Source organism: Rhizobium rhododendri (assembly GCF_007000325.2).
Lineage (GTDB): Bacteria > Pseudomonadota > Alphaproteobacteria > Rhizobiales > Rhizobiaceae > Rhizobium > Rhizobium rhododendri.
The window spans coordinates 775,841-798,733 of sequence record NZ_CP117267.1; the positions used below are offsets into that span (position 1 = coordinate 775,841).

Consider the following 22,893-nt stretch of genomic DNA (forward strand, 5'->3'; position numbering starts at 1 on the left):
AAATGACCGAAACTGAAGACACAAGCGCTGTTGACGGCGTGGCCGTAGCCGATGAACGCCCGACACGCTCGGGCTTCGTCGCCTTGATCGGGCCGACCAACGCCGGCAAGTCGACCCTCGTCAACCGCTTTGTCGGTGCCAAGGTGTCGATCGTCAGCCACAAGGTGCAGACGACGCGCGCGATCGTGCGTGGTATCGCGATCCACGACCGCACCCAGATCGTCTTCATGGATACGCCCGGCATCTTCAAGCCGCGCCGCCGGCTGGACCGCGCCATGGTGACGTCTGCTTGGGGCGGCGCCAAGGATGCCGACCTGATCATGCTGCTGATCGACAGCGAGCGCGGTCTTCGCGGCGATGGCGATGCCATCCTCGAAGGCCTGAAAAACGTCTATCAGCCGAAGATCTTGGTGCTGAACAAGATCGACCAGGTCAAGCATGAAGACCTGCTGGCGCTGGCGCTGGCTGCCAACGAAAAGATCCCCTTCACCCAGACCTTCATGATCTCGGCCGAAAAGGGCCACGGTTGCGACGATGTCATGGACTATCTGGCAAAGACACTGCCGGAAGGTCCGTGGTACTATCCGGAAGACCAGATTTCCGATCTGCCGATCCGTCAGCTGGCCGCTGAAATTACCCGCGAAAAGCTGTTCCTTCGCCTGCATCAGGAGCTTCCCTATTCCTCGCATGTCGAGACGGAGAAGTGGGAAGAGCGCAAGGATGGTTCGGTGCGCATCGAGCAGGTGATCTACGTCGAGCGCGATAGCCAGAAGAAGATTGCACTCGGCAAGGGCGGCGAAACGATCAAGGCTATCTCGAGCGCATCCCGCAAGGAACTCGGCGAAATCCTGGAGCAGACGGTTCATCTCTTCCTGTTCGTCAAGGTCCGTGAAAACTGGGGCGACGATCCGGCCCGGTTCCGAGAAATGGGGCTGGATTTCCCGAAGTGACCCTCACTTTGGTACTCCACCCACAGGCTTCCTAACGGCGGGTCCGGACGGTCTCGCAGCAAGTTGCAAAGTTAGCTATGAGCAAGACCGCCAATACGAATGATACCCGGACCCCATGCGAGCTTTGCCCGCTGAGGGCGAAGCCGAGTTTTCGGGAGTTCGATGCCGACGAGCTCGATTTCGTCTCGCATTTCAAGCGTGGCGAACTCGCCGTCGATGCGGGCGCGACAATCCTCGTCGAGGGTTCGCACAGCGCCCACCTTTTCACCGTGCTTTCCGGCTGGGCCTTTCGCTACAAGGTCCTGGAAGACGGTCGCCGCCAGATCCTTAATTATGTCATGCCCGGTGACCTTCTAGGTCTGCAGGGAACGATCATGGGCGAGATGCAGCACTCTGTGGAGGCACTTTCGCCGGTGACGCTCTGTGTGTTCGAGCGCGACAAACTGATGACGTTGTATAACAGGCATCCATCACTGGCATACGACCTGACATGGATCGCGGCACAGGAGGAGCGCATCCTCGATGAGCACCTGCTCAGCATCGGCCGGCGTTCGGCGCTGGAAAGGGCGGCCTATTTGCTGGCCTATCTGCATCAGCGTGTAAGTGCCATCGAGCTGTTCAGCGGCAGGACTGTGCTGCCTGTCACCCAGCAGCATATTGCCGACACTCTGGGTCTTTCGATTGTTCACACCAACAAAACGCTGAAGAAACTCGCCGAGCGCAAATTGATTCGCTGGCAGGAGCGCGGTTGCGACGTGCTGGACGGGCAAGGATTGGCCGATCTGGCGGAATGGAGCGGGATAAGCGGAGGTAAACGCCCATTCATTTGATATCCGAATGAAAATACATGTCTTTTTTAAATGCTTAACCGCAGGAAACAGCATAGGTAGAGCGGGTCGTTAATTATAGGCGTTTGCACAACTATGGTAAGATGGCCCGAAACGACTACAATAGAGGGAAGGCAAATGCCTTCCATCGACATGGCTGCGCGGAACGCCGGAGACCAAGATGAGACTTCTACTGGCAGACTGCGCTTCGCACCGGCCTTCTTGGCAAGAAAGATGCCAATGATTCCGCAGCGCGTTCTCGTTCTCGAAGACAATCTTATCATTGCGATGGAAGCGGAGGAAATCCTTCGTGAAATCGGCTCGACCAAGGTCGAGCTGGCGTCGAACCTCGACGAAGCTTTGGCAGCGATTAACCTCGGCCAATATGATCTGGCTCTTCTCGACGTCAATCTTGGCGAAGCGATGAGTTTCAATTTTGCAAGGCTCCTGACGGAGCGCGGCATCCCCTTCGGTTTCGTCAGCGGATACTCCGATACGCAGGAGTTCCCAGATGACCTGCAGGATGCGCCACTGCTGGTGAAGCCGTTCGACGAACGGGCCATGCTACAGTTCCTGGCGAAGATGTTTCCGGCCACCGTCTGAAGCGGTTCTCGTGACAGCCTGCCTGCTTTCCACTAGACTTGTGTCTTCATAGGAACGAGTGCGTCGGATGCAGTGGCAGGACCAAGCCATCATTTTGGGTATCAAGCGCCTTGGCGAATCGAGTGTGATCGCCGAGGTGATGACCCATGGCCATGGTCGACATCTGGGGCTCGTCCGCTCCGGCCGCTCGCGTTCGATGCAGCCTGTGCTGCAGGCCGGGAACCAGGTCGAAGTCACCTGGCGCGCGCGGCTGGACGAGCATCTCGGCGAATTCCGCGTCGAGCCAGTGCGGCTCCGCGCAGCCCGGCTGATGGAAACCGCGACGGCGGTCTACGGGGTGCAGGCAATGGCAGCACTTCTTCGGCTGCTGCCCGAGCGCGACCCCCATCCTCACCTCTACAACGCGCTCGACGTCATTCTGGAGAACCTGCATGATCCCGCCGATGCCGGCGAGCTTTTCGTGCGTTTTGAATTGGCCGTCCTCAACGACCTCGGCTTTGGCCTCGATCTGGCGGAATGCGCTGCGACCGGCGTGAGGGAAGACCTCGTCTACGTTTCTCCGAAGTCGGGCAGGGCCGTCAGCCGGGCTGCAGGTGCTCCCTGGGCAGACAAGATGCTGGCGCTTCCGGCCTTTCTGGCTGTCGGCAACGGCAAGGCGGCGGACGGGGAAAGTCTGGCCGCTGCGTTTCGCTTGAGCGGCTTCTTCCTCCACCGCCACGTCTACGAGCCGCGGGGCATCGATATCGGCGCAACCCGCCACGGTTTCGTCCAGTCGGCACTGAAGGCGCTGGACAGGGCAGCAGCAGCTGAGCTTGAAGAATCCCCCCAAGCGGTTCCGCTTTAGACCGGTGCGCCACTCACCGTCGCTTGAACGCCCAGCCTTCGCTGCGCTCTTCGATGATCTTCACGAGGTTGCCGACCTCGATCATGCCTTCACCACGGGGCACGGTATTCCAGCCGAACAGCGGGCCGGGGACGCGCCGGTCTGCAGACATCCTGAGGCGTCCCATGGAAGGCATCGGATTGGCGACGTCGCGAGAACCGGTGAGTTGATCCTGGGTGGTCATGATGCAGCGGGCGCAGGGTTTGACGAGATCCAGCCTAATGCCGTTGATCTCGATCGCCGCCCACCGATCCTCCTGCCACGGCTCTGGACAATCGATGACGATATTTGGGCGAAAGCGATCCATTCCGACGGGCGACGAGCCATGGGTGGCAAGGTCCTCGTTCAGGGCGGACAGCGAGCCGGTTGTCGTCACCAGGATCTGGAAGCCATCGGCAAAGGTCACAGGCGCTGCACTGCCGACCCAGGCTTCCTCCGCGAGGCGTTCCGATGCGTCGTCGAAAATCGCAAGTTTCACATCTCGGCCGAGCCAGTCGGACAAAGCCCGGTTGGTTGCCTCGTCGGCCACAGCAGCACTGACGATCGATTTCCAGATGTCCACATCGAGACGCGCGACCGGGCTGGGGCGCTGGACGACGATATCGCTCTGTCCCTCCATACGCAGGAGGAGTGATCCATTGTTGGCTTCGACGGTGATCCGGGCCAGTAGCGGCAGTTCGCGCTGGGTGATCGCTTTTCCGTCGGGAGCCACCACCATGGCGCGCCGGTCGCCGACGAGGCCGAAGGCATCGACCGCCGAGGCCTGCAACGCGGTACCGCGTGCGCTCTTCACGGGGTAGATGAACAGGTCGCTGATACGCATGGTGCCTCTCAGATTTCATCGATTAACATGGAAAGCACGGTTTTCAGACGTTCATGCCGCGTCTTGGCTATGGCCGCGCCCGTCTTCGTCTGGAACTGGTCCGCAAGTTTGAACAGCTTTGTCTCGAAATGGTCAATTGCAAAGCGCTTGTCGTCGAGCGGTCGCTGGATAGCCAACGGATCGAGCGGATCGTAAAGACCGGAGCCAAGTCGCCCGGCGATGTAGAAGCACCGGGCAGCGCCCACCATCCCGATCGCATCGAGCCGGTCGGCATCCTGCAATATTCTCGCCTCCAACGTCTGCGGCGGCAGGTTGGCGGAAAAGCTGTGGGTGGTGATGGCGTGCGCCACTGCAGCGATGTCGTCGGGCACCCACCCCATGCCCGCAAGGATGCCTGACGCCTTGTCTGCCGCAAGCGCGGAAGCCTGATGACGCAGCGGCGAATCTTTCTCGACCGAAATGCAATCGTGCAGCAACACGGCCGCGGTCAGGATACGTCCGTCGCCACCATCTACTGAGCGGATATGCATGGCGTTTTTGAACACCCGCAGGATATGAGCGATGTCATGGGAGCCATCGTCGCTATCCGTTGCATGGGCCACGAGGGAGGATGCCAGTGCACCGAAAGGAGAAAAGGCTTCCGACAGCAGGGTATCACGCATCGCCGTTCCGATCGTTTGTGGAGAATCGGCCCGATTGGACCAGGCCCGATCCTAGCTGGTCGGGGGTGGGAGACGATAGCCGTGATCCACGGCGCCATGGTTCGCAATCGTGATCTCGCCTGCCTCAGATTGCCGAATCACGTTAGTAGGGTCGTTCAGGTAGAAATCACTATGGTTAATGACCATTAACTTTTTGTTTTGACCCGGAGCGCAAATCGGTTTACTTATTAAGAAATTATTTAAATTGTACTGCGTCTAACCGACGTCGCATGAGGCGGCACCTTCCCTAGGAGGTTCCCTATGTCCCATGTATCAGTATCAACATCTTCCTATCCCTACCGTGGAACGCTTCTTCGCCTCGATGCCAATGGCGACGGGCTTCTGAGCCGTGAAGAGATTGCCGCAGATCAGCGTCCCGGCATCATGGCAACCAATGTCGACGAGCAGCCGAGCGTCAGCACCAGCAGCAGCGCGCTTGTCAGCCTGGTCGCAAAGCTGATGCAGATTCCGAGCGATGGAAATGGCGCGCCCCTGCTGGGCGGCACCGCGGACGCAGATCCCGAAAGCGATGCACAGCCCACCGACATCTACCGCAACACCTACGGCCAGTATGCCTTGGATGACATGGCTGCCTGACCCGCTTTTTCGACGTTGCCGCCGCGACTGGCGGGCGTCTCCCTTCGTTTAACGATTTCGATCTGCGTCCACCTACACCTTTTATAGCCGGCAGACATCGCTGGCCTGATTTACACGCCAGCGATGATCGCCTGGTTGTCCAGCTCCACCCGTCTTGAGCAGTTGTGATTGCGAAGGCTCTTCATACGCCGCAACCGAACCGACGTGCGCCAATGCGCCGAAGGGACGGCCCATTTATTTCCGCTACGGAGACCACGGCAATGTTGAAAACAGTTCAGTTTCCGCAAGGAATACACATTCTTGGACCGCAGGCCGCTTCTGCGCCCGGCACGGAGATCGGGAGCAGGGTCAGGCACGACGCGCTCGAAGACTATCTAGCCGAGATGCAGGCCGAAATGTCTGCCTACACGGACCCGGCCGCACCCTATGAGTTCGGCCGTTCTTTACCCGTCAATAGCGCCGTGTAGTTTGCGTCCCGATCGCGACAAGCGAGCATCAGGAAATCTCGATCTCCCTGGCATCGAGTGACGCCTTGGTCTTGCGCATCATTTCGCGGGTCGTGGTGCTCCAGCCGCCGGTGCTGACCCAGTATTGCAAAGTCACACTGATCGTTCCGCCGAGGCTGTTGACATAGGCAGTCGGCGCAGGCGTTTTCTCCACGTTGGGATCGCTTTCCGCTATCTCCATCAGCGTCGCCAGCACCGCATCGATGTCGCCTTTCGAACTGACGCCGATGGTGATCTTGTGCTTGCGGCTGGGCTCGCGGCTGAAATTGGTGATCGGCGTGTTCCAGAGCGTCGAATTCGGGGCCAGTCGGTAAAGGCCTTCCGCCGTCCTTAGCTCCGTGGCGAACAGCCCGATTTCCTTGACCGTGCCGGTGACGCTTCCCGTCTCGATATACTCGCCGACCCGAAATGGCCGCAGCACCAGCAGCATGATGCCAGCAGCTATATTCTGAAGCGTACCCTGCAGCGCCAGCCCGACGGCGAGCCCCGCAGCCCCGAGAGTGGCGATGATCGATGCCGTCTGCACGCCGAACTGGCCGAGCACGGTGACGAACACCAGGATGAGCAAGCCATAATAAAGCACATTGGTGAAAAAGCGCGCCAGTGTTTCATCGATGCCGTGGACGCGGGAAATCCCTGCGAATGCCCAGCGGCTGACGAAGCCGGCCAGGACCCAGCCGGAGATCAGCAGGATGAGCGCTCCCATGATCGAAAACGTATATTGAACGGCCAGCGCACTCGCCTGCGTCAACGCAGTCCGTGTAGCGACGATAAGGTTCGCTGCCTGATTTTCCATGATGATAGACCAGCCTTTTCTGCAATGTCGGGCGGTAGATGGAGCAATTGCCGGCCCGGTCAACCAGCCGGGTCGAGCGGCAAGACGAAAGGCATGTTGCCATCGCTTTCCGCGCCACGCCCGGCAGCCTTGACCGCTGCGACCAGTCTGCCCTGCCGTCCCAGCAATTGATCGCCAAACGCCACCAGTCTTGAATTCGGCGTTGCCTGCGGTGATGCGCGGCGAAGGCGAGCGACGAGGGCGCCATCGTCTACATCGGGATCGATTGCCAGTGCTGCGATCAGCGCTGCTGCCGGCGAACGGGAAACACCCATCCAGCAGTGGATCAGCAACGGGGCGGAGCGGTCCCAGCTTCGCGCAAAGGCGATGATCTGCTCGACATGGGCTTCCTGCGGTGCGACCAGCTTGTCATTGCCGGCAAAAGTGATGTCGTTCATGCCGAGCAGCAAATGGCGGTCGGCCGAGATGACGGCGGGCCGGTGAAAGCTGTGCTGTTCGGCCATCAGGCTTATCATCTCGCGGGCTGAGTGGCGCACAGCCATCTCGGCAATGCGCTCCAGCGGTGAAACGACGATGGCGCTCATCGTGCGGAACCCGCAGCTCTGCGTCTCTCCGCCTCCAGCGCCTCAAACCGGGCGAGGAACAGCGCTTGCGCCTCTATGGCGGGCAGGGGATCGATCGGCAGCATCTCCTGGACGATGTCGCGCGGCTGGCCGAAGAATTTCCTCGCCTCGACAGGTGTGAAACCGGCAAGAACGGTCGCTTCGAAATAGGCGGCGATGGCATCCGCCTTCTTGATATTGTCCTTGAGCAAGCGCGACGGATGGGCGGGCAGGCCGAAGCGCAGGTGGATGGCGGCTTCGAGCCGCTTTTCCACGGCCTTGTAGCCGCCACCGACCACCGCTTTGAACGGCGAAATCATGTCGCCGATGACATATTCCGGCGCGTCGTGCAGCAGGGCCACCAGCAGGTCATCAGCTGTACTCGGCACGATCCGCCGCAGAATATCCTCGACGACGAGACAATGCTGTGCGACCGAAAATGCGTTGCTGCCGGACGTCTGGCCGTTCCAGCGGGCGACGCGCGCCAGCCCGTGGGCAATATCTCCGATTTCGACATCGAGCGGCGAGGGATCGAGCAAATCGAGGCGACGCCCCGACAGCATACGCTGCCACGCACGCGGTTCTTTCGCCGATGTCACGCCGTTGCCTCGTCGGCCTTGCTTGGGAATGAAAGCCCGGACCACGCGGGCAGGGCCAATGAGACCGGCAGTTCGCCAGCAAGGATCGGTGTGTCGGTCGCCATGGCCTCTCCCGCCCTGTCGATGCGGACGATGGCTAAGCCTCTATTGGCGGAGACGGAGCCCAACGTGCCGATCGGCTTCCCGCCGGCAAGAAGAGGCGTTCCAGTTTCCGGAAGATCGGCATCAGCCGAGACCAGCACCAGCCGCTTGCGGGCGGTGCCGCGATGCTGCATGCGCGACACCACTTCCTGGCCGACATAGCAGCCCTTCCGGAAGGAGAGTCCGCCGTTCAGATCCATCAGCACATCATGGGGAAAGGCGTCCTGCAGCGAAAAGTCGATACCGGAGGAGGGAACGCCCGCTGCAATCCGCGCAGCGTCGTAAATGGCAACGGGACCGTCACCCTGGGCGCCGGGAACGCGGTGAAGTGCAATGCCCGCCTTGGCAAAGCGGCTGTCGGCATATCCGCTGTTGTCATCGTCGCCCCAGCTGACGGTCACGCCCTGCTCGTCGGAAGCCGTAATCTCGACCGCCGCCCGAAGTCGGTACATCGAAAGCCGCTTCAGCAACGCTTCGCCCTGGACGCTGTCCGTCTCGACGACAAAGCCGTCGCCGTCGCGCCAGATCATGAAGTCGAACATGATTTTGCCCTGCGGTGTCAGCAGTGCTCCCGGACGCGCTTCGCCTGCAGCAAGGGCGCCGAGATCCGTCGTGATCAGGTTTTGCAGGAATGATTCGGCATCTGCGCCGGTGATGCGCAGCAGCGAGCGATCATTGAGAAATACGGCTGGCATGGGCAATCCGTCACGTTTGTGATGAGGCCTGGAAATAGGCATGACGGGAGACGATCGCAAGTTCCCGCCGCTGGCAGGCTATTCGCTGGCCGAGAAGAACTTCCACTTGCCGTCAGGCGTGATTCCGACCCGGTAGAAATTGTAGCCACCGAATTCCAGCATGTCGGAGTAGTCGCCAGCCGTGACGATCCGCATCAGGTCGACCTTTTCCGGCGCCGTCAGTGTCTTGATGTCTTTTTCGGCGAAGTACGGCCAGACATACATTTCATTTGGCGTCCCCTGGCCGACATGGGCAAAGCCGGTCGATAGTAGGTCGAGAAGGATCGACATCACCTCGATACCGTCCTTGTCGCCGGAGAGGTCGTGAAGGGACTTGATCGGGTCTTCGCCCGGATCGTCAGCCGTTACCTGCGTCTGGTTAAGACCGCCGCCGACATTCATCAGCGGGCGCAGGCGTTCCGGATCGCCGGAGGCAGCGGCCTCGACGATGGCCTCGCGCAATTTCCGCACCGCATCAGGCGCCTTGTTGATATCAAAGAGGAATTCGACAGATTTGGTTGGAGTGCCGCTCGCTGGCGCACTGTCGCCTGTGCTCGGCGCGGCCTGGCTGTTCACCAGCGGGTCAGGCATGGGGATGCCCTTGCTGGGTGCTTCCAATGCCTGCAGGACGGGCTTCTCGCGTGGTGCAGCAGGAGCTTGCTTCACAGCATCGTTAAGGAGCGAAAATGCAAAGGCGGGTGTGGCCGACATGGCGCTTGTTGCCAGAAGCGTCGCAGCCATCACTGAAGTGACAGACTGTCGCAGAACATCGCCCATGGCACGCGGCATAAAATATCTCTTGAGGTTATTGCAGGGAACGGATCGGCGAAAACTCGCCCGACAACATGCGTTCACGGAGCGATTCGAGCAAGGCCTCGGCACCCTGTTCGCCCTGAAGGCGTATGGTTTCGCGCAAGGCATGGGCGATGGCAGCGCCGGCAATGATTTCCGGTTCGATACCGTCGGCTACACCGTCCGCCCAGGCTTCGTTCTGATATTCCAGAGCCGCCTGCATCTTCTCATGGACGATCATGTCGTCGATGTCGTTGAGGCTTGGTTCCATCATTTTCTTTAATCCTCGAGAACGCCCGGTGTACTTACTGCCCGGTTAACAAGTTTAACAGCCTTTTCCTAAAACGACACGGGTCGCTATGGAAAGAGGTTAATAAAGCGTCAATTTCCGAACCGCGCAGTTATTTCGCCAGCGAGTGTTGCACCTTCGTTACGGTACTGCTGTTCGGCGGTCATAGCCTGTGGCGTGCAATCCGTATAGACGGAAGCGAAAGATCTATAGCCACGGTTGAATGCAGCGGTCATTCGTTCCTTCCTTTTCGGCTCGTTCTTCGTCTCCGTGTCCAACAGTTTTTGCATGGCTTCGCGCCAATCTTGCGGCTCTGTTGGCGCACACAGGTGACGGAGATAGGTCACCGAGCCCAGAATTTCACCCAGCCGAAGTAGCTTATCGTCGTAGGGCGCCGGGGTCCCCGCATCTGCCGGCGGCGGATCCGGTACAGGCTCTGCCTTGGGCGACGCCGCCTCAGCCTGGATGGCGCACAGCGATAGCAACAGCGAGATGACGATGACAGGCCGGGGAATCATCGTGCCAGTTGACAGGCTGCGGAGGGTGCGAGCAAGTGGTCTGGCCGCTTCTCCCGCAATTAATGCGTTTGCGACAGCTTCTCGACGCATTCGAGAACGCTCTGTGGCACCGGCAGTGCCCTGATCTCGTCGAGCGTGAACCAGCCGACCTCAGCCGCATCGTCGGCGGCAGTGGCTACCGCATCCTCGTCGGCGCCTACCAGAAATACGGACAAAATGAAGTGGCTGTCCGCGCTGCCGTCCTTGCCAGGATGGCGAAGATCGTAGGTCGCAAAGGGCCGGGGATTGCTGACGGCAATACCGGTCTCCTCCTCGAACTCGCGCAAAGCCGTCTCGGCCGGTGTCTCGCCGGCCTCCGCCCGCCCGCCCGGAAAGGCATACATGTCCTTGGACGGAGGATTGCGGCGCAGCACGAGCAAAAACCGTCCGTCGCGCTCCAGGATCGCGGAGGATGCAGGCTGTGGGGTTGGGGTCATGGGGCACCCTGAACTGTTGACGCAATTGCTCTCAACATCGCATGCCGCAGATTATTCATCTAGCTTTGACGACACCTTCGCAGCAATGCCATATCCTAAGCCAAAAGATAATTGGCGGCATGGGTTGCGAATGATCACGTACGGGCTTTACGCATTGGCAGCGCTGGCGGAGATTGCCGGCTGCTTTGCCTTCTGGGGCTGGATGCGGCTGGGCACGCCGGTCTGGTGGCTGGCTCCCGGCATGCTGTCGCTGGCGATATTTGCCTGGCTTTTGACATTCGTGCCGAGCGAGGCGGCCGGTCGCACGTTTGCTGCCTACGGTGGCATATACATCGTTGCGTCGGTGCTGTGGCTCTGGCTGGTCGAGGGCCGGGCGCCTGACCGGTGGGATATTTCCGGTGCCGTGGTTTGCCTGGCGGGAACGTCGCTAATCCTGTTTGGCCCGCGCGGCTAGCGTGGCCTTGACCGGACCTGTGGTGAATGCAAGACAGATCTCATGTGCGGCCGATTTGCGTTGAAAGCGACGCCTGAAGAGGTGCGGGAATTGCTCGGGCTCCTTGAACTCGAGAGCTTTCCCGCGCGCTTCAATATTGCGCCGACACAGCCGATCCTCGTTGTCGTTTCCGGCGAACGCCAGGATGCCGGCAGCAACCTGCCGGATCGTCGAGCCCTGCTCGTGCGCTGGGGGCTGACGCCCTCCTGGGTCAAGGATCCCAAGGCTTTTCCCCTGCTGCTCAATGCCCGTGCCGAATCGGCAATCGAAAAGGCGTCGTTCCGTGCCGCCATGCGCCATCGCCGCGTGCTGATACCCGCCTCCGGCTTTTATGAGTGGCACAGGCCCGACAAGGAGAGTGGTGAGAAGTCGCAACCCTACTGGATACGCCCGCGCGATGGTGGCGTCGTGGTCTTTGCCGGATTGATGGAAACCTGGTCGTCTGCCGATGGCTCCGAAATCGATACCGGTGCCATCCTGACCACGGCCGCCAACCAAACGATTTCGCCGATCCATGACCGCATGCCTGTCGTCATCAAGCCTGAGGATTTCGCGCGATGGCTGGATTGCCGGACGCAGGAGGCGCGCGAGGTCGCAGAGCTGATGGTGCCGGCCGACGAAGACCTGTTCGAGGCCATCGCTGTCTCCGATCTCGTCAACAAGGTCTCCAACATGGGCCCGGAGTTGCAGATACCGATAGAAGTGCAGCCGCGCCTGAAGCCGGCGCGCAAACATGACCCGGGAGACGACCAGCTGCGCCTGTTCTGACGTACCTCTACTTCTGCTGTGGAAATCCCCCCATGCCAATTCTCTCTGCCGCTTTCTCCGGCGCTCTGCTCGGTGCCTCGCTGATCATCGCTATCGGGTCCCAGAACGCCTTCATCCTGCGCCAGGGGCTGTTGCGGTCGCATGTCTTCGTGCTTTGCCTGATCTGCGCGCTGTCCGACGCGGTGCTCATCGCCGCCGGCGTGGCAGGGTTAGGGACCGTAGTGGCCCAGTCGCCGCGGCTGATAGCCTTCGTTACCATCGGTGGCGCCGTGTTCCTGGGCACCTATGGCGTGCTGGCCTTTCGCCGTGCATGGCGGCCGCAGGCGATGCGCGCCGCCGGTGGCAACGGGTTGACGCTACCGGCAGCGATTGCGACCTGCCTGGCATTCACCTTTCTCAATCCGCACGTCTATCTGGATACGGTGCTGCTGCTGGGCAGCCTGTCGGCTGCCTATGAGGGAACGGCGAGGTTCGCCTATGGCGCAGGTGCTGCTGCGGCTTCGTTCGTCTGGTTCTTCGGGCTGGGCTATGGCGCGCGTTTGCTACAGCCGGTCTTTGCCAAACCCGCCGCCTGGCGGGTCCTCGATGCAATCATCGGTGTCGTGATGAGCCTGCTTGCCCTCAGCCTGCTCTATAAATTCTATGCCGGCGCTTAGGCGATCTTCTTGGAGGTGGCAGACTTGCCCTTCAGCATCAGATGGGCGGCAGTCACGGCCTTGAGGCCGATCGGGCGGTAGAGTGATGCGAGGTCTGTCTTGGCCGGTTGTGTCGTACTTGTGTTGACGGTGCTCATTAGGATCTCCTTCCCAGGTGGTTGTAATGCTTTCTCTTTCACGGCCAATCGTGACGAATCGGAGGCGGTGCCGATCAGCTTTTGTGAACGTGCAGCATAATCCGCGAGCCTGACGCGAGGCCTGATTCGCGAATGCCGGATCAATGAGGAGGGAGATGGCACGCCAATGCGGGCCGCCGGACAGGCTGAGCAGCCGTCAGTATCTTCAGGCGGCATCGCGAGAGAGGCGCCGATGCTGTCAGCTGGAGGTGTCAGATATGCCGGCCGATATCGTCGTTGGCGTCATCGACATCGGGGTCTGCGGGGCCGTTGATGGTGTAGGTGCCATATTTGCGCTGCCAGGAGCGGGCGCCAAGCGGTAGAGACAGGAGGTAGCCGGCCACGGTTACCACCATCACCTCCCAGGTGTAGCTCATCAGCAGTGCCACATAGACGACGACTCCGAGCATGATCGGAAGCACCAAGTCGCGGCGGATACGGCTGCCTTCGCTCTTGCCCGACCAGACGGGCAGGCGGCTCACCAGGAGGAAGCCGATGATGACGGTATAGGCTGAGGCAATGTAGCCGAATGTCTTGTCGGGCATGATGCCGAGGAAGCCGAGATAGACGGGTGCGAGCACCAGCATCGCACCCGCCGGTGCGGGAACGCCGACGAAGTATTCGGATTGCCACGGGGCCTTGTTTTCGCGTTCGGCCATGACATTGAAGCGCGCCAGCCGAAGCCCGGCAGCGATTGCATAGATGAGGGCCGCGATCCAGCCGAGAGAATGGGCCTGGTTCAGCACGTAGACATAAAGCACAAGAGCCGGCGCCACGCCGAAGTTGACGATATCGGCGAGCGAATCCATCTGCGCACCGAATTTGGACGTCGCCCGCATCATCCGCGCAACCCGGCCGTCGACTCCGTCGAGAAACGCTGCAACCAGAACCATCGCGACAGACAGTTCGAAGCGCTCCTCGAAGGCGAGCCGCACCCCGGTCAGGCCGGCGCAGATCGCCAGCACGGTAATGAGGTTGGGCACCATAAGCCGCAGCGGGATCTCCCGCAGGCGCGGGCCGCGTGCTTCTTCGTTTTCGCCGAGCGGTTCCAGCTGAGGAAATGGCGTCTTCATGTCGCGATCTCCCGGTGACGCTTAATCGCGTCGGCTGGTGGTCGGGCCTTTCAGCGACCCGAATTCGGCAATGACGGTTTCGCCGGCAATGGCCGTCTGACCAAGGGTCACACGTGGCGAAAATCCGGCCGGCAGGAACACGTCGAGGCGTGAGCCAAAACGAATGAGGCCGATGCGCTCGCCAGCCTCGATAGGCTCGTTTGGCTGGGCGAAGCAGAGGATACGACGCGCCACGAAGCCGGCAATCTGCACGACGCCGATCTGGCCGCGCACCGTATCGATGACCATGCCGTTGCGCTCGTTCTCGTCGCTGGCCTTGTCGAGTTCGGCGTTGAGGAAGTTGCCCTTGCGATAGGCGATGTTGCTGATGCGACCCCGCATCGGCGCGCGGTTCACATGGCAGTTGAAGACATTCATGAAGATCGAGATGCGCAGCATCGGCTCGACACCAAGGTTCAACTCGGCCGGCGGCGTGATCATCACAACGCTCGATACCTTGCCGTCAGCCGGCGAGATCACGAGGTCCTCATCCTGCGGCGTCAACCGCTCCGGATCGCGAAAGAAGTAGGCGCACCAGAGTGTCAGGATCAGGCCGATCCAGAATAGCGGCTTGAAAAACCACCCGAGGACCAGCGATGCCACGAAGAAAGCGGCAACGAAGACGTAGCCCTCCTTGTGAACAGGGACGATCGTATTGCGGATGGTGTTGTACAAGCTCATCGATGGCGGCCTTCCGTTGTTAGCCCTGACGCTGACTACAGGCAAAACGGGCGGCAAGCAATGCCGCCGCGACCGCCGCCCCCAGCTGATCGCGCTGGCGGCTGGCTGCTGATCAGGTCGCCGGAGAGAGACGCACGACGACGCCGAGGTCGTCGCTCTCGCGAACCTGCTTCAGATGCTCTTCCGCCTGGGTCGCTTCGCGCTGGCGGTTCCACATGGAGGCGTAGAGGCCATTCTGCTCCAGCAGGCCGGCATGGGTGCCGCGCTCGGCAATCTCGCCGCTCTTCAGGACGATGATCTCGTCGGCGCCGATGACGGTCGACAGCCGGTGGGCGATGACCAGCGTCGTGCGGTTCTTCGAGACGACGTCGAGCGCAGCCTGGATTTCTTGTTCGGTGGTCGTGTCGAGCGCCGAGGTCGCCTCGTCGAGGATCAGCACCGGCGGCGCCTTGAGAATGGTGCGGGCAATGGCCACGCGCTGCTTCTCGCCGCCGGAGAGCTTCAGGCCGCGTTCGCCGACCTTGGTCTCGAAGCCATCGGGCAGCTGGTCGATGAAATGGCCGATCTGCGCCACTTCGGCAGCAGCCAGAACAGCAGCGTCGTCGGCGTCCGGGCGGCCGTAGCGGATGTTGTAGGCAATCGTGTCGTTGAAAAGCACCGTGTCCTGCGGCACCATGCCGATTGCCTTGCGCAGGCTTTTTTGGGTGACGCTGCGCACATCCTGGCCGTCGATGGTGATTGTGCCGCTCTGGACGTCGTAGAAACGGTACAGCAGCCGCGACAGCGTCGACTTGCCGGCGCCGGAGGGCCCGACCACCGCCACGGTCTTGCCCGCCGGCACCTCGAAGGAGATGCCCTTGAGGATCGGTCGCGCCGCATCATAAGCAAAATGCACGTTGTTGAAGGCAATGGCGCCTTGGTGGATCGTCAGTTCGGTAGCCCCAGGCGCGTCGGTGACCTCGGCCTGAACCTCGAGCAGATCGAACATCTCCTCGATGTCGGTCAGACCCTGGCGAATTTCGCGGTAGACGAAACCGATGAAATTGAGCGGCACGGAGAGCTGCAGCAGCATCGAGTTGACGAAGACGAAATCGCCGACCGTCTGCGTGTGGTTGAGTACGGCGAAGGCCGAGAAGATCAGCATGACGGTGGTGCCAAGACCGAAGATCACGCCTTGGCCGAAATTGAGCCAGCCGAGCGACGTCCAGACGTCGGTCGCGGCCTTCTCGTAACGCGCCATCGACTTGTCGAAGCGCTTCGCCTCCATCTCCTCGTTGCCGAAATATTTGACAGTTTCGAAGTTCAGCAGCGAATCGATGGCCTTGGTGTTGGCGTCTGTGTCGCTGTCGTTCATCGTGCGGCGGATCGAGATGCGCCAGTCGCTGGCCCTCACCGTGAACCAGATGTAGATGGTGACGGTGACGGCTGTTATGGCGAGGTAGGAAAATCCGTAGCCCCACCAGAAGATCGCCGCCGTCAGCAGGAATTCGACAAAGGTCGGAACCGTGTTGAGGATCGTGAAGCGGACGATGGTCTCGATGCCCTTGGTGCCGCGCTCGATGACGCGCGAAAGGCCGCCGGTCTTGCGCTCCAGGTGAAACCGCAGCGACAGCTGGTGCATGTGCACGAAGGTGCGGAACGCCAGCTGGCGCACGGCATGCTGGCCGACGCTGGCAAACAGCGCGTCACGCAACTGGTTGAGGGCGAGCTGGATCAGCCGGGTGACATTATAGGCAATGACGAGGGCAACGGCGCCCATCATGAAGTTCGGTACGATGCCGTTCAGGTCCATCTTGCCGTTCAGCGCGTCTATCGACCACTTGAAGAAATAGGGGACGAGCAGGAGCACGAACTTGGAGATCAGCAGGAAGACCGAAGCCCAGACGACGCGCATCTTGAGATCGGTGCGGCCGGCTGGCCACATGTAGGGCCACAGATTGAGGATGGTGCGGAACGGATTGCTGGCATCCGCCGAAATCGTCTTCTTGCCGTCTGCCATGCAACTCTCCCGCATCACCGGGGATCTGGAGTGCCGGTCAGATCCGGTCGATCACGCGGTGTAAAAATGCCGCTGGTCTGCATGGCTTCACAAGCCATGCCGGCCGGGGCATCCGGCGCACGCATATACTATTCGATAGCCGTTCGAAAAGTTTTATGATCACTTTAACGCGAAGGAGCGGGCGAAAATTCTACCCGGCCCATTCCCGACGCAAAACCAAGGCGATCAGCCTAGAGATGCTTGCCCGACATACGCTGGCGATGCAGCTCTTCCGAATTCGGCAAGGCGTCTTTTGGCAGCCCGAACACCTGGCCAGGCAGGATGCGGTCGGGGTTGTGGATCTTGTCCTCGTTGGCAAGATAGATCGTGGTGTACCGCACACCCAGTCCATAGGTTCGCCTGGAGATCTGCCAGAGCGTATCGCCCTGGCGGATGATGACGGCATTCTTGTTGACGGCAAGCGGTGCCTGTTCGTAGGTTTTGACGCCGGAAGTATCTGTTCCGGCGGCCGGAGCAGGTGCTGCAGCGACCGATCCTGCTGCAGGTTTCAGCAGCGGCGAGATCAGCTGGTCGAGACGGGCGATTACCGCACCGACTGCCACGGGATCGCGCGGCAGCGGCTCCAGCAGGGCAAGTGCCTTGCCAGCGCCGTCGGATGCAATGGACGATGCCTGTTTCAGGGCCGCACTGGCATCGATGGCGGGGCGGAAATCGCGTAGCCCCTTCAGGGCGAACTCCGTGCCGGAGCGGGCTGCGGCGAGCTGTTCGTTGCCCGGCATCTGGCCACCCTGGAAAAGGCCCTTGAGCAGCGCAAAGGCGCGCCCGAGATCGCTGCGCAGCTTGCCGAGCTGCCCCTCGTCGAGCGCTCCGGCAGGGGCCGGGTTAACGGCGGCGGCGGCCGGCGACTGGGCGGCAACTGTCAGCTGGCTTCCTTCCGGACGGTTGAAATTGACTGCCGTGCGCACGATGACCTTGCCGTTGGCATCCAGGCCATCGACGCGGATCTTGTGATCGCCGACCGCCAATGGCATGGCGCCGTCGATGACGAAATGGCCGTCGCCGCCGGCCGTGCTCTCGCCGATCTGCTTTTCGTCGGCGTAGGCGCGAACCTTGAGGTTGGCGCGCGTGGCTCCGGCGACGAACAGATGGTCGTTCTCGACCTCGACAGCGCTGATGACCAGTCCTGCATGATCGGTGGTCGCCGATGGTGTGCCGGCATCGGCTGCCGTTGCGGCAGGATCGGCCTGCGCCGTTGCAGGTGAGGTGAGGGCATCAGGCGCTGCCGAAGGAGCCGGCGTCGCCGCCGACTTGGTGGCCGGTGCCGTGACACGCGGCTGCTTGGCTTCCGGAGCGGTCATGATGCGGCTTGCCTCGCCGGGCTTGGTGACCATCGCCAGCAGTTGCGAAGACCCATCCTTGGGAATGGATACGGTTGCAGTCTCCTCGGAGACGACGGATGTACCGTCCTTGCCAGTCGATTTCAGGGTGATCTCGTGGTCGCCGGCGGGAAGTGGACTGTCGAGCACGGCAGCGAAATCGCCTCCCGGCCCGACTTCGGTCGAGTTGATCACCTTGTCGCCGTCGATTATGTCGAGCTTGGTGCCTGGCGCGGCACGGCCGGCGATGACGGTCGAGCCATCGGGTTCGACGCGCAAAACGTCGAAGGCCGGCTTGATGGGCGCTGCTGGCGCCTGCGCCAGCGGTGTGGGATCGCCGAGCAGCACCGCGCGTGCGCGGTCGATTGCGGCAACGGCGTCGGCGATGTTTTCCGGAAGCGCCTTTATGACGGCCAAGGCCTTGTTTGCCCCCTGATGCGACTTGTCGATCAGAGTTGCGGTCGCCGGATCTGCATTGTCGGGTTTCGCGACATCGACGATTGCTTGCAGGCTATTGATTGTCTTGGTCTTTGCGGCATCGAACACATCCTCTGTCGGGCCCTTGCCATCGGCAAACAGCGCCTTCAGCTCGGCAAGCGAGGTGGCGGCCTTGTCCTTGAGGGCGCCGATCATGACGGCGATGTCAACGGGTGCCGGCGAAGGTGCCGTTGCCGGTGCGGCCGACTTGGCGGCTCCATCTGCAGCGGGCGGCGTCGCATCTGCCGTCTTCGCCGGAGTATCCGCCGGTTTCGCGGTGTTGTCGGCAATGATGTTGCCCACCTGCGAGCTTGCCTGGTTGATGGCATCACCGATCGGCTTCTTGTCGCTGCCGATGCGCGGCAGCACGAAGAAGACCATCAGGATGGTCGCAATTACCAGCACCAACAAGGCCAGCAATCCGGCGCGGTTCTTCATCATCAAGGTCTCCAGGCGGCATCGTCGTCGCAGTTATAAAAATTGCTAACGATTTCCGCTGCTTTTACAAGCTTGCTCAGCTATTTCCGGGGAATGAGGCACAGGTTTTCCGTTAAATTTCTTGACTGGGCATCTGCTGCATTGTTGTTTGCAGGCATGAATCAAGAATCTTTGCCAATTCAATCCATCTGCGTCTATTGCGGCTCCCGCCCCGGACGTGACCCTGCCCACATGGAAGCTGGCCGTGCGCTGGGCAAGGCGATTGCCGAAAGCGGCCTTCGCCTCGTCTATGGTGGCGGTACAAAAGGCATCATGGGTGCCGTTGCCTCCGGCGTGCTATCCAACGGCGGACAGGTGACCGGTATCATCCCGGAATTCCTCGTCGACATGGAAGCGACGCGCCATTCGCTTGGCCAGCTCGACGAGTTGATCATCACTCCCGACATGCACACCCGCAAGCACCGGATGTTCGAGCGGGCGGACGCCTTCGTGGCATTACCGGGCGGCATCGGGACACTTGAGGAAATCGTCGAGATCATGACCTGGGCGCAGCTCGGCCAGCACGAAAAGCCGATGGTCTTTGCCAATATCAACGGGTTCTGGGATCCGATGATGGAGCTGATCCGTCACATGACCGGCGAGGGCTTCGTCCACACCGCCCACAGGGTCCAGCCGATGGTCATCGATTCCGTCGCCGATATCGTCCCCGCGGTTCTCGCCCACGCTGCCGAGACGAAGGCCGGTCGGGCCGGCGACGAGAACGTGATTTCCAAGATGTAGACCGGTGGCGGGCTCAGCGCCCGCGGTTGTTTTTCAGCATCGACCACGTGTAGAGCACGAGCCCGGTCCAGATCAGCGGGAACGCAATCATGCGGGCCGTGCCGAGCGGCTCATGGAAAACGAACACGGCCAGCAGGAAAACCATGGTCGGCACGATGTACTGCAGGATGCCGATCGTCGATAGGCGTAGCAACTTTGCGCCGTTGGCATAGATCATCAAGGGCAGGGCGGTGACGAGGCCGCAGCCGGCCAGCAACATCGTATCGTTCATGCCAGTAGCATAGAGATGGCCCTGGCCGATGCTTTCGAGATAGATGATGTAGCCGAGTGCCGGCAGGCTGAGCAGCAGCACTTCCAGGAAAAATCCCTGGTTCGGCCCGACCGGCAGCGTCTTTCGGAAAAAGGCGTACAGCCCCCATGACAGCGTCAGCAGCAGCGCCACCCAGGGTGGGCGCCCGGCATCCACCGCGAGGATGACTACGGCGATAGCGGCGAGCAGGATCGCGACCAGCTGCGGCACCGAGATCTTCTCCTTCAGCAGCAGCGCCCCAAGCGCGATGCTGAACAGCGGATTGATGAAATAGCCGAGTGCCGCATCCAGCGAGTGGCCATTGCCGATCGCCCAGACATAGGTCCCCCAGTTGATCGTCACCAGCAATGCCGTCATCGAGGCCAGCGCGATGGTCCGAGGGCTCCTAAGCGCCCCCTTCAGGTCGCCCGTCCGCCCGAGGAACAGCAGCACGGCGCCCGCCACCGGCACCGACCAGACGATACGATGGGCGATGACCTCGGCTGCCGGGATATGGGCGAGCGCTTTCATGTAGAGCGGCAGTATTCCCCAGAACAGATAGGCCGCCAGCGCAAAGGCAAAACCGCGCGGACTGTCTTCGTTCTTCACCAGGGTGGCAGTTGCATCGGCAGCCATCGGATGTTTCCATATTTTGTTGTTATGGTCCGATTAACCGATGCGCCCGCACTTCACCAATTCATTTCCTTGACGGACCTATTCGTGGCGCTCACTCTGCGGCGATCTTGCCGGCCATATGGCGGTTCTTCATCAGCTTGTAGACGACCGAATCCGTCAGTGCTTCGAACGAGGCGTCGATGATGTTTTCGGATACGCCGACCGTCCACCAGCGCACCCCGTCGCTATCGTTCGATTCGATTAGCACCCGGGTGATCGCCTCGGTGCCGCCATTGAGAATACGCACCTTGAAGTCGGCGAGCACGAGGTCCTCGATCTCGGCCTGGTATTTGCCGAAATCGCGGCGCAGCGCCAGGTCGAGCGCGTTCACCGGCCCGTCTCCCTCCGCCACCGACATGATCGTCTTGCCGTCGATGATCAACCGCACCACGGCCTCGGAGACGGTCTTCACCCGCCCGTGCGAATCGAAGCGCCGCTCGACCATCACCCGAAAGCCGTCGATCGAGAAGAATTCGGGGATGGTGCCAAGTGTGCGGCGGGCCAGGAGCTCGAAGCTGGCGTCGGCACCTTCATAGGCATAGCCGAAGGATTCCCGTTCCTTGACGATCGAGATCAGTCGATCGAGTTTCGGGTCGTCCTTGGAGACGGCGATACCGCGCCGCTTCAGCGCATTGATGAAATTTGCTTTTCCGCCCTGATCCGAGACCATCACCTTGCGAAAATTGCCGACGCTTTCCGGCGGCACGTGCTCGTAGGTGCGCGGATCTTTCAACAGCGCCGAGGCATGGATACCCGCTTTGGTCGCAAAGGCCGAACCGCCGACATAGGGTGCCTGGTGGTTCGGCGACCGGTTCAGCAGTTCGTCGAAGGCATGCGACAGACCGGTCAGCCCAATCAGCCGTTCGCCGTCGATGGCGGTTTCGAAGCGGGTGTTGTAGGCGCTCTTCAGCGCCAGGGTCGGGATCAGCGTCACCAGATCGGCATTGCCGCAGCGCTCGCCGAGCCCGTTCAGCGTGCCCTGGATCTGCCGCACACCGGCCTCCACGGCTGCCAGCGAATTGGCCACCGCCTGGCCGGTGTCGTTATGGGCATGGATGCCGAGCGCCGTGCCGGGCACGCCCTCGGCAATAACAGCCTCGACGATGGCGCGGATTTCCGATGGCTGCGTGCCGCCATTGGTGTCGCAGAGAACCACCCAGCTGGCCCCTGCCGCGTAGGCAGCCCTGGCGCAGGCCAGCGCATAACCGGGATTGGCCTTATAGCCGTCGAAGAAGTGTTCGCAATCGACCAGCGCTTCCTTGCCGGCGCCGACAGCCGCCTTGACGCTCTCGGTGATACAGTCGAGATTTTCCGCGTTCGAGATCCCGAGTGCGACCTCGACATGGTAGTCCCAGCTCTTGGCGACGAAACAGATGGCATCGCCGCTCGCCTGCAGCAGGCCCGCAAGCCCCGGGTCGTTGGACGCCGAGACGCCGGCCCGCTTGGTCATGCCGAAGGCGACGAAGGACGCATTTTTTGTGCGCTTCTGGCCGAAAAAGGCCGTGTCGGTCGGATTGGCGCCGGGATAGCCGCCCTCGATATAGTCGAGCCCGAAATCGTCTAGCAGGCTCGCAATAGCGATCTTGTCCTCGACCGAGAAATCGACGCCGGGGGTCTGCTGGCCGTCGCGCAGCGTCGTGTCGAAAAGATAGATGCGCTCTTTCATGGGAATGGCCATTCGGTCGTATCGTGATCGGGATGTTGATGGGGGCGTCGATTGAGAATTTCCTCGGGCGAGGCGGTGCTGGAGATCGACGGCAGATGCGGCTGCGTATCGAACCAGGGCACCTTGCTGCTCGTCCAGTGCTGCCCGTTCGGCTCAACTTTGGCCGGATTATCCAGGCTGCCGATCGATATGTCGATCTGATCGCTGCCAACAGCCTTGAACGTCAGGGGAGTGCCGCATCGCGAGCAGAACCCGCGCTCCGCAGCCTCTGAACTTCTATAAGAAGCAGGCAGGCCTCTCGACCACTCGAGATCGTCGGTGGCGACGGTGAAAAACGGCCACGAGATCGATCCGACGGCCTTTTGGCACATCCGGCAGTGACAGATCGCCTGGTGGCTGATCGCCCCCAGTACCCTGAAGCGGATCGCGCCGCATTGGCAGCCGCCAGTTAGAATGTCTCGCATGCCTTC

At 61.1% G+C, this 22,893-nt stretch carries 28 protein-coding genes; 10 read left to right on the forward strand and 18 right to left on the reverse strand.

The annotated features are described in order from the left end of the window. Positions 1–2 precede the first annotated feature (2 nt). The 4 genes from era (at position 3) to recO (ending at position 3,224) form a co-directional block, all read left to right on the forward strand. Positions 3–950 (forward strand): GTPase Era, encoded by a 948-nt coding sequence (era, locus tag PR018_RS03825; RefSeq protein ID WP_142829766.1) that lies wholly within the window; start codon positions 3–5, stop codon positions 948–950. 77 nt (positions 951–1,027) lie between these two features. Next, positions 1,028–1,780 (forward strand): Crp/Fnr family transcriptional regulator, encoded by a 753-nt coding sequence (locus PR018_RS03830; RefSeq protein WP_142829764.1) that lies wholly within the window; start codon positions 1,028–1,030, stop codon positions 1,778–1,780. 231 nt (positions 1,781–2,011) lie between these two features. Then, positions 2,012–2,380, forward strand: a complete 369-nt coding sequence (locus PR018_RS03835; RefSeq protein WP_374108578.1) for a response regulator — start codon at positions 2,012–2,014, stop codon at positions 2,378–2,380. Positions 2,381–2,447: 67 nt separating this feature from the next. Then, on the forward strand, positions 2,448–3,224 hold the full coding sequence (gene recO, locus PR018_RS03840; protein WP_142829762.1) for a DNA repair protein RecO: 777 nt from the start codon (positions 2,448–2,450) through the stop codon (positions 3,222–3,224). A 13-nt stretch (positions 3,225–3,237) separates the two neighbouring features. Here the strand turns inward: recO and PR018_RS03845 are convergent, their stop codons facing one another. Both PR018_RS03845 and PR018_RS03850 read right to left on the reverse strand, forming a co-directional pair. Continuing rightward, the gene (locus PR018_RS03845; RefSeq protein ID WP_142829760.1) at positions 3,238–4,086 is read right to left on the reverse strand and encodes an MOSC domain-containing protein; all 849 of its coding nucleotides are present in this window, start codon (positions 4,084–4,086) and stop codon (positions 3,238–3,240) included. Positions 4,087–4,094: 8 nt separating this feature from the next. Further along, positions 4,095–4,748, reverse strand: coding sequence for an HD domain-containing protein (locus tag PR018_RS03850; RefSeq protein WP_161990955.1), 654 nt, complete (start codon positions 4,746–4,748; stop codon positions 4,095–4,097). Positions 4,749–5,048: 300 nt separating this feature from the next. Here PR018_RS03850 and PR018_RS03855 point away from each other — a divergent pair, with 300 nt between their 5' ends. Next, positions 5,049–5,384 carry a hypothetical protein gene (locus PR018_RS03855; RefSeq protein WP_142829758.1) on the forward strand — a complete coding sequence of 112 codons (336 nt, stop codon included), beginning with the start codon at positions 5,049–5,051 and terminating at the stop codon, positions 5,382–5,384. 260 nt (positions 5,385–5,644) lie between these two features. After that, positions 5,645–5,851 (forward strand): hypothetical protein, encoded by a 207-nt coding sequence (locus tag PR018_RS03860; protein WP_142829756.1) that lies wholly within the window; start codon positions 5,645–5,647, stop codon positions 5,849–5,851. A gap of 28 nt (positions 5,852–5,879) precedes the next feature. On the opposite strand, the gene PR018_RS03865 is transcribed toward PR018_RS03860, so the two are convergent. From PR018_RS03865 to PR018_RS03900, 8 genes are all read right to left on the reverse strand, one after another. Continuing rightward, positions 5,880–6,686 carry a mechanosensitive ion channel family protein gene (locus tag PR018_RS03865; protein WP_142829754.1) on the reverse strand — a complete coding sequence of 269 codons (807 nt, stop codon included), beginning with the start codon at positions 6,684–6,686 and terminating at the stop codon, positions 5,880–5,882. Between the two features lie 59 nt (positions 6,687–6,745). Next, positions 6,746–7,270, reverse strand: a complete 525-nt coding sequence (locus PR018_RS03870) for a tyrosine phosphatase family protein (protein WP_142829752.1) — start codon at positions 7,268–7,270, stop codon at positions 6,746–6,748. Then, complete coding sequence (locus PR018_RS03875) at positions 7,267–7,887, reverse strand: HD domain-containing protein (RefSeq protein WP_142829751.1); 621 nt, start codon at positions 7,885–7,887, stop codon at positions 7,267–7,269. The genes PR018_RS03870 and PR018_RS03875 overlap by 4 nt, the downstream gene beginning before the upstream one ends. Continuing rightward, positions 7,884–8,723 (reverse strand): CAF17-like 4Fe-4S cluster assembly/insertion protein YgfZ, encoded by an 840-nt coding sequence (gene ygfZ / locus PR018_RS03880; protein ID WP_142829749.1) that lies wholly within the window; start codon positions 8,721–8,723, stop codon positions 7,884–7,886. The genes PR018_RS03875 and ygfZ overlap by 4 nt, the downstream gene beginning before the upstream one ends. Positions 8,724–8,801: 78 nt before the next feature. Then, entirely contained in the window at positions 8,802–9,551 is a 750-nt protein-coding gene (locus tag PR018_RS03885; RefSeq protein WP_142829747.1) for a hypothetical protein, read from the reverse strand. A 16-nt stretch (positions 9,552–9,567) separates the two neighbouring features. Continuing rightward, complete coding sequence (locus PR018_RS03890) at positions 9,568–9,825, reverse strand: hypothetical protein (protein WP_142829924.1); 258 nt, start codon at positions 9,823–9,825, stop codon at positions 9,568–9,570. 110 nt (positions 9,826–9,935) lie between these two features. Continuing rightward, complete coding sequence (locus tag PR018_RS03895) at positions 9,936–10,361, reverse strand: TIGR02301 family protein (protein ID WP_142829922.1); 426 nt, start codon at positions 10,359–10,361, stop codon at positions 9,936–9,938. 59 nt (positions 10,362–10,420) lie between these two features. Next, entirely contained in the window at positions 10,421–10,837 is a 417-nt protein-coding gene (locus PR018_RS03900) for an NUDIX hydrolase (RefSeq protein ID WP_142829745.1), read from the reverse strand. 133 nt (positions 10,838–10,970) lie between these two features. Here PR018_RS03900 and PR018_RS03905 point away from each other — a divergent pair, with 133 nt between their 5' ends. Genes PR018_RS03905 through PR018_RS03915 form a run of 3 tightly spaced genes read left to right on the forward strand, consistent with a single transcriptional unit; the run spans position 10,971 to position 12,754 of the window. Next, positions 10,971–11,291 (forward strand): YnfA family protein, encoded by a 321-nt coding sequence (locus tag PR018_RS03905; RefSeq protein ID WP_142829920.1) that lies wholly within the window; start codon positions 10,971–10,973, stop codon positions 11,289–11,291. Positions 11,292–11,333: 42 nt separating this feature from the next. Beyond that, complete coding sequence (locus PR018_RS03910) at positions 11,334–12,098, forward strand: SOS response-associated peptidase (protein ID WP_142829743.1); 765 nt, start codon at positions 11,334–11,336, stop codon at positions 12,096–12,098. Between the two features lie 38 nt (positions 12,099–12,136). Next, positions 12,137–12,754, forward strand: a complete 618-nt coding sequence (locus PR018_RS03915; protein WP_202617158.1) for a LysE/ArgO family amino acid transporter — start codon at positions 12,137–12,139, stop codon at positions 12,752–12,754. Here PR018_RS03915 and PR018_RS03920 read toward each other — a convergent pair. The 5 genes from PR018_RS03920 to PR018_RS03940 form a co-directional block, all read right to left on the reverse strand. Next, the gene (locus PR018_RS03920) at positions 12,751–12,891 is read right to left on the reverse strand and encodes a hypothetical protein (RefSeq protein ID WP_162854772.1); all 141 of its coding nucleotides are present in this window, start codon (positions 12,889–12,891) and stop codon (positions 12,751–12,753) included. The genes PR018_RS03915 and PR018_RS03920 overlap by 4 nt on opposite strands. 251 nt (positions 12,892–13,142) lie before the next feature. After that, positions 13,143–14,003 carry a CDP-diacylglycerol--serine O-phosphatidyltransferase gene (pssA, locus tag PR018_RS03925; protein WP_142829739.1) on the reverse strand — a complete coding sequence of 287 codons (861 nt, stop codon included), beginning with the start codon at positions 14,001–14,003 and terminating at the stop codon, positions 13,143–13,145. Between the two features lie 21 nt (positions 14,004–14,024). Further along, positions 14,025–14,723, reverse strand: a complete 699-nt coding sequence (locus PR018_RS03930) for a phosphatidylserine decarboxylase (RefSeq protein ID WP_142829737.1) — start codon at positions 14,721–14,723, stop codon at positions 14,025–14,027. Between the two features lie 112 nt (positions 14,724–14,835). Beyond that, entirely contained in the window at positions 14,836–16,722 is a 1,887-nt protein-coding gene (locus PR018_RS03935; RefSeq protein ID WP_142829735.1) for an ABCB family ABC transporter ATP-binding protein/permease, read from the reverse strand. A 230-nt stretch (positions 16,723–16,952) separates the two neighbouring features. Continuing rightward, positions 16,953–19,016, reverse strand: a complete 2,064-nt coding sequence (locus PR018_RS03940; RefSeq protein WP_142829733.1) for a LysM peptidoglycan-binding domain-containing protein — start codon at positions 19,014–19,016, stop codon at positions 16,953–16,955. 153 nt (positions 19,017–19,169) lie between these two features. On the opposite strand from PR018_RS03940, the gene PR018_RS03945 reads away from it, so the two are divergent. Further along, positions 19,170–19,793, forward strand: coding sequence for an LOG family protein (locus tag PR018_RS03945; RefSeq protein WP_142829731.1), 624 nt, complete (start codon positions 19,170–19,172; stop codon positions 19,791–19,793). 13 nt (positions 19,794–19,806) lie between these two features. On the opposite strand, the gene rarD is transcribed toward PR018_RS03945, so the two are convergent. The 3 genes from rarD to PR018_RS03960 form a co-directional block, all read right to left on the reverse strand. Next, positions 19,807–20,718, reverse strand: coding sequence for an EamA family transporter RarD (gene rarD, locus PR018_RS03950; protein ID WP_142829729.1), 912 nt, complete (start codon positions 20,716–20,718; stop codon positions 19,807–19,809). A 91-nt stretch (positions 20,719–20,809) separates the two neighbouring features. Further along, complete coding sequence (gene cimA / locus PR018_RS03955; protein ID WP_142829918.1) at positions 20,810–22,423, reverse strand: citramalate synthase; 1,614 nt, start codon at positions 22,421–22,423, stop codon at positions 20,810–20,812. Next, positions 22,420–22,887 (reverse strand): GFA family protein, encoded by a 468-nt coding sequence (locus tag PR018_RS03960; RefSeq protein ID WP_142829727.1) that lies wholly within the window; start codon positions 22,885–22,887, stop codon positions 22,420–22,422. The genes cimA and PR018_RS03960 overlap by 4 nt, the downstream gene beginning before the upstream one ends. Positions 22,888–22,893: the final 6 nt, after the last annotated feature.

What these genes read in the sequence shown, in the direction of transcription:
- era (WP_142829766.1), top strand. Translation starts at nt 3, where the DNA reads ATGACCGAAACTGAAGACACAAGCGCTGTTGACGGCGTGGCCGTAGCC.
- PR018_RS03830 (WP_142829764.1), top strand. Translation starts at nt 1,028, where the DNA reads ATGAGCAAGACCGCCAATACGAATGATACCCGGACCCCATGCGAGCTT.
- PR018_RS03835 (WP_374108578.1), top strand. Translation starts at nt 2,012, where the DNA reads ATGCCAATGATTCCGCAGCGCGTTCTCGTTCTCGAAGACAATCTTATC.
- recO (WP_142829762.1), top strand. Translation starts at nt 2,448, where the DNA reads ATGCAGTGGCAGGACCAAGCCATCATTTTGGGTATCAAGCGCCTTGGC.
- PR018_RS03845 (WP_142829760.1), bottom strand. Translation starts at nt 4,086, where the DNA reads ATGCGTATCAGCGACCTGTTCATCTACCCCGTGAAGAGCGCACGCGGT.
- PR018_RS03850 (WP_161990955.1), bottom strand. Translation starts at nt 4,748, where the DNA reads ATGCGTGATACCCTGCTGTCGGAAGCCTTTTCTCCTTTCGGTGCACTG.
- PR018_RS03855 (WP_142829758.1), top strand. Translation starts at nt 5,049, where the DNA reads ATGTCCCATGTATCAGTATCAACATCTTCCTATCCCTACCGTGGAACG.
- PR018_RS03860 (WP_142829756.1), top strand. Translation starts at nt 5,645, where the DNA reads ATGTTGAAAACAGTTCAGTTTCCGCAAGGAATACACATTCTTGGACCG.
- PR018_RS03865 (WP_142829754.1), bottom strand. Translation starts at nt 6,686, where the DNA reads ATGGAAAATCAGGCAGCGAACCTTATCGTCGCTACACGGACTGCGTTG.
- PR018_RS03870 (WP_142829752.1), bottom strand. Translation starts at nt 7,270, where the DNA reads ATGAGCGCCATCGTCGTTTCACCGCTGGAGCGCATTGCCGAGATGGCT.
- ygfZ (WP_142829749.1), bottom strand. Translation starts at nt 8,723, where the DNA reads ATGCCAGCCGTATTTCTCAATGATCGCTCGCTGCTGCGCATCACCGGC.
- PR018_RS03885 (WP_142829747.1), bottom strand. Translation starts at nt 9,551, where the DNA reads ATGCCGCGTGCCATGGGCGATGTTCTGCGACAGTCTGTCACTTCAGTG.
- PR018_RS03890 (WP_142829924.1), bottom strand. Translation starts at nt 9,825, where the DNA reads ATGGAACCAAGCCTCAACGACATCGACGACATGATCGTCCATGAGAAG.
- PR018_RS03895 (WP_142829922.1), bottom strand. Translation starts at nt 10,361, where the DNA reads ATGATTCCCCGGCCTGTCATCGTCATCTCGCTGTTGCTATCGCTGTGC.
- PR018_RS03900 (WP_142829745.1), bottom strand. Translation starts at nt 10,837, where the DNA reads ATGACCCCAACCCCACAGCCTGCATCCTCCGCGATCCTGGAGCGCGAC.
- PR018_RS03910 (WP_142829743.1), top strand. Translation starts at nt 11,334, where the DNA reads ATGTGCGGCCGATTTGCGTTGAAAGCGACGCCTGAAGAGGTGCGGGAA.
- PR018_RS03920 (WP_162854772.1), bottom strand. Translation starts at nt 12,891, where the DNA reads ATGAGCACCGTCAACACAAGTACGACACAACCGGCCAAGACAGACCTC.
- pssA (WP_142829739.1), bottom strand. Translation starts at nt 14,003, where the DNA reads ATGAAGACGCCATTTCCTCAGCTGGAACCGCTCGGCGAAAACGAAGAA.
- PR018_RS03930 (WP_142829737.1), bottom strand. Translation starts at nt 14,723, where the DNA reads ATGAGCTTGTACAACACCATCCGCAATACGATCGTCCCTGTTCACAAG.
- PR018_RS03935 (WP_142829735.1), bottom strand. Translation starts at nt 16,722, where the DNA reads ATGGCAGACGGCAAGAAGACGATTTCGGCGGATGCCAGCAATCCGTTC.
- PR018_RS03940 (WP_142829733.1), bottom strand. Translation starts at nt 19,016, where the DNA reads ATGATGAAGAACCGCGCCGGATTGCTGGCCTTGTTGGTGCTGGTAATT.
- PR018_RS03945 (WP_142829731.1), top strand. Translation starts at nt 19,170, where the DNA reads ATGAATCAAGAATCTTTGCCAATTCAATCCATCTGCGTCTATTGCGGC.
- rarD (WP_142829729.1), bottom strand. Translation starts at nt 20,718, where the DNA reads ATGGCTGCCGATGCAACTGCCACCCTGGTGAAGAACGAAGACAGTCCG.
- cimA (WP_142829918.1), bottom strand. Translation starts at nt 22,423, where the DNA reads ATGAAAGAGCGCATCTATCTTTTCGACACGACGCTGCGCGACGGCCAG.
- PR018_RS03960 (WP_142829727.1), bottom strand. Translation starts at nt 22,887, where the DNA reads ATGCGAGACATTCTAACTGGCGGCTGCCAATGCGGCGCGATCCGCTTC.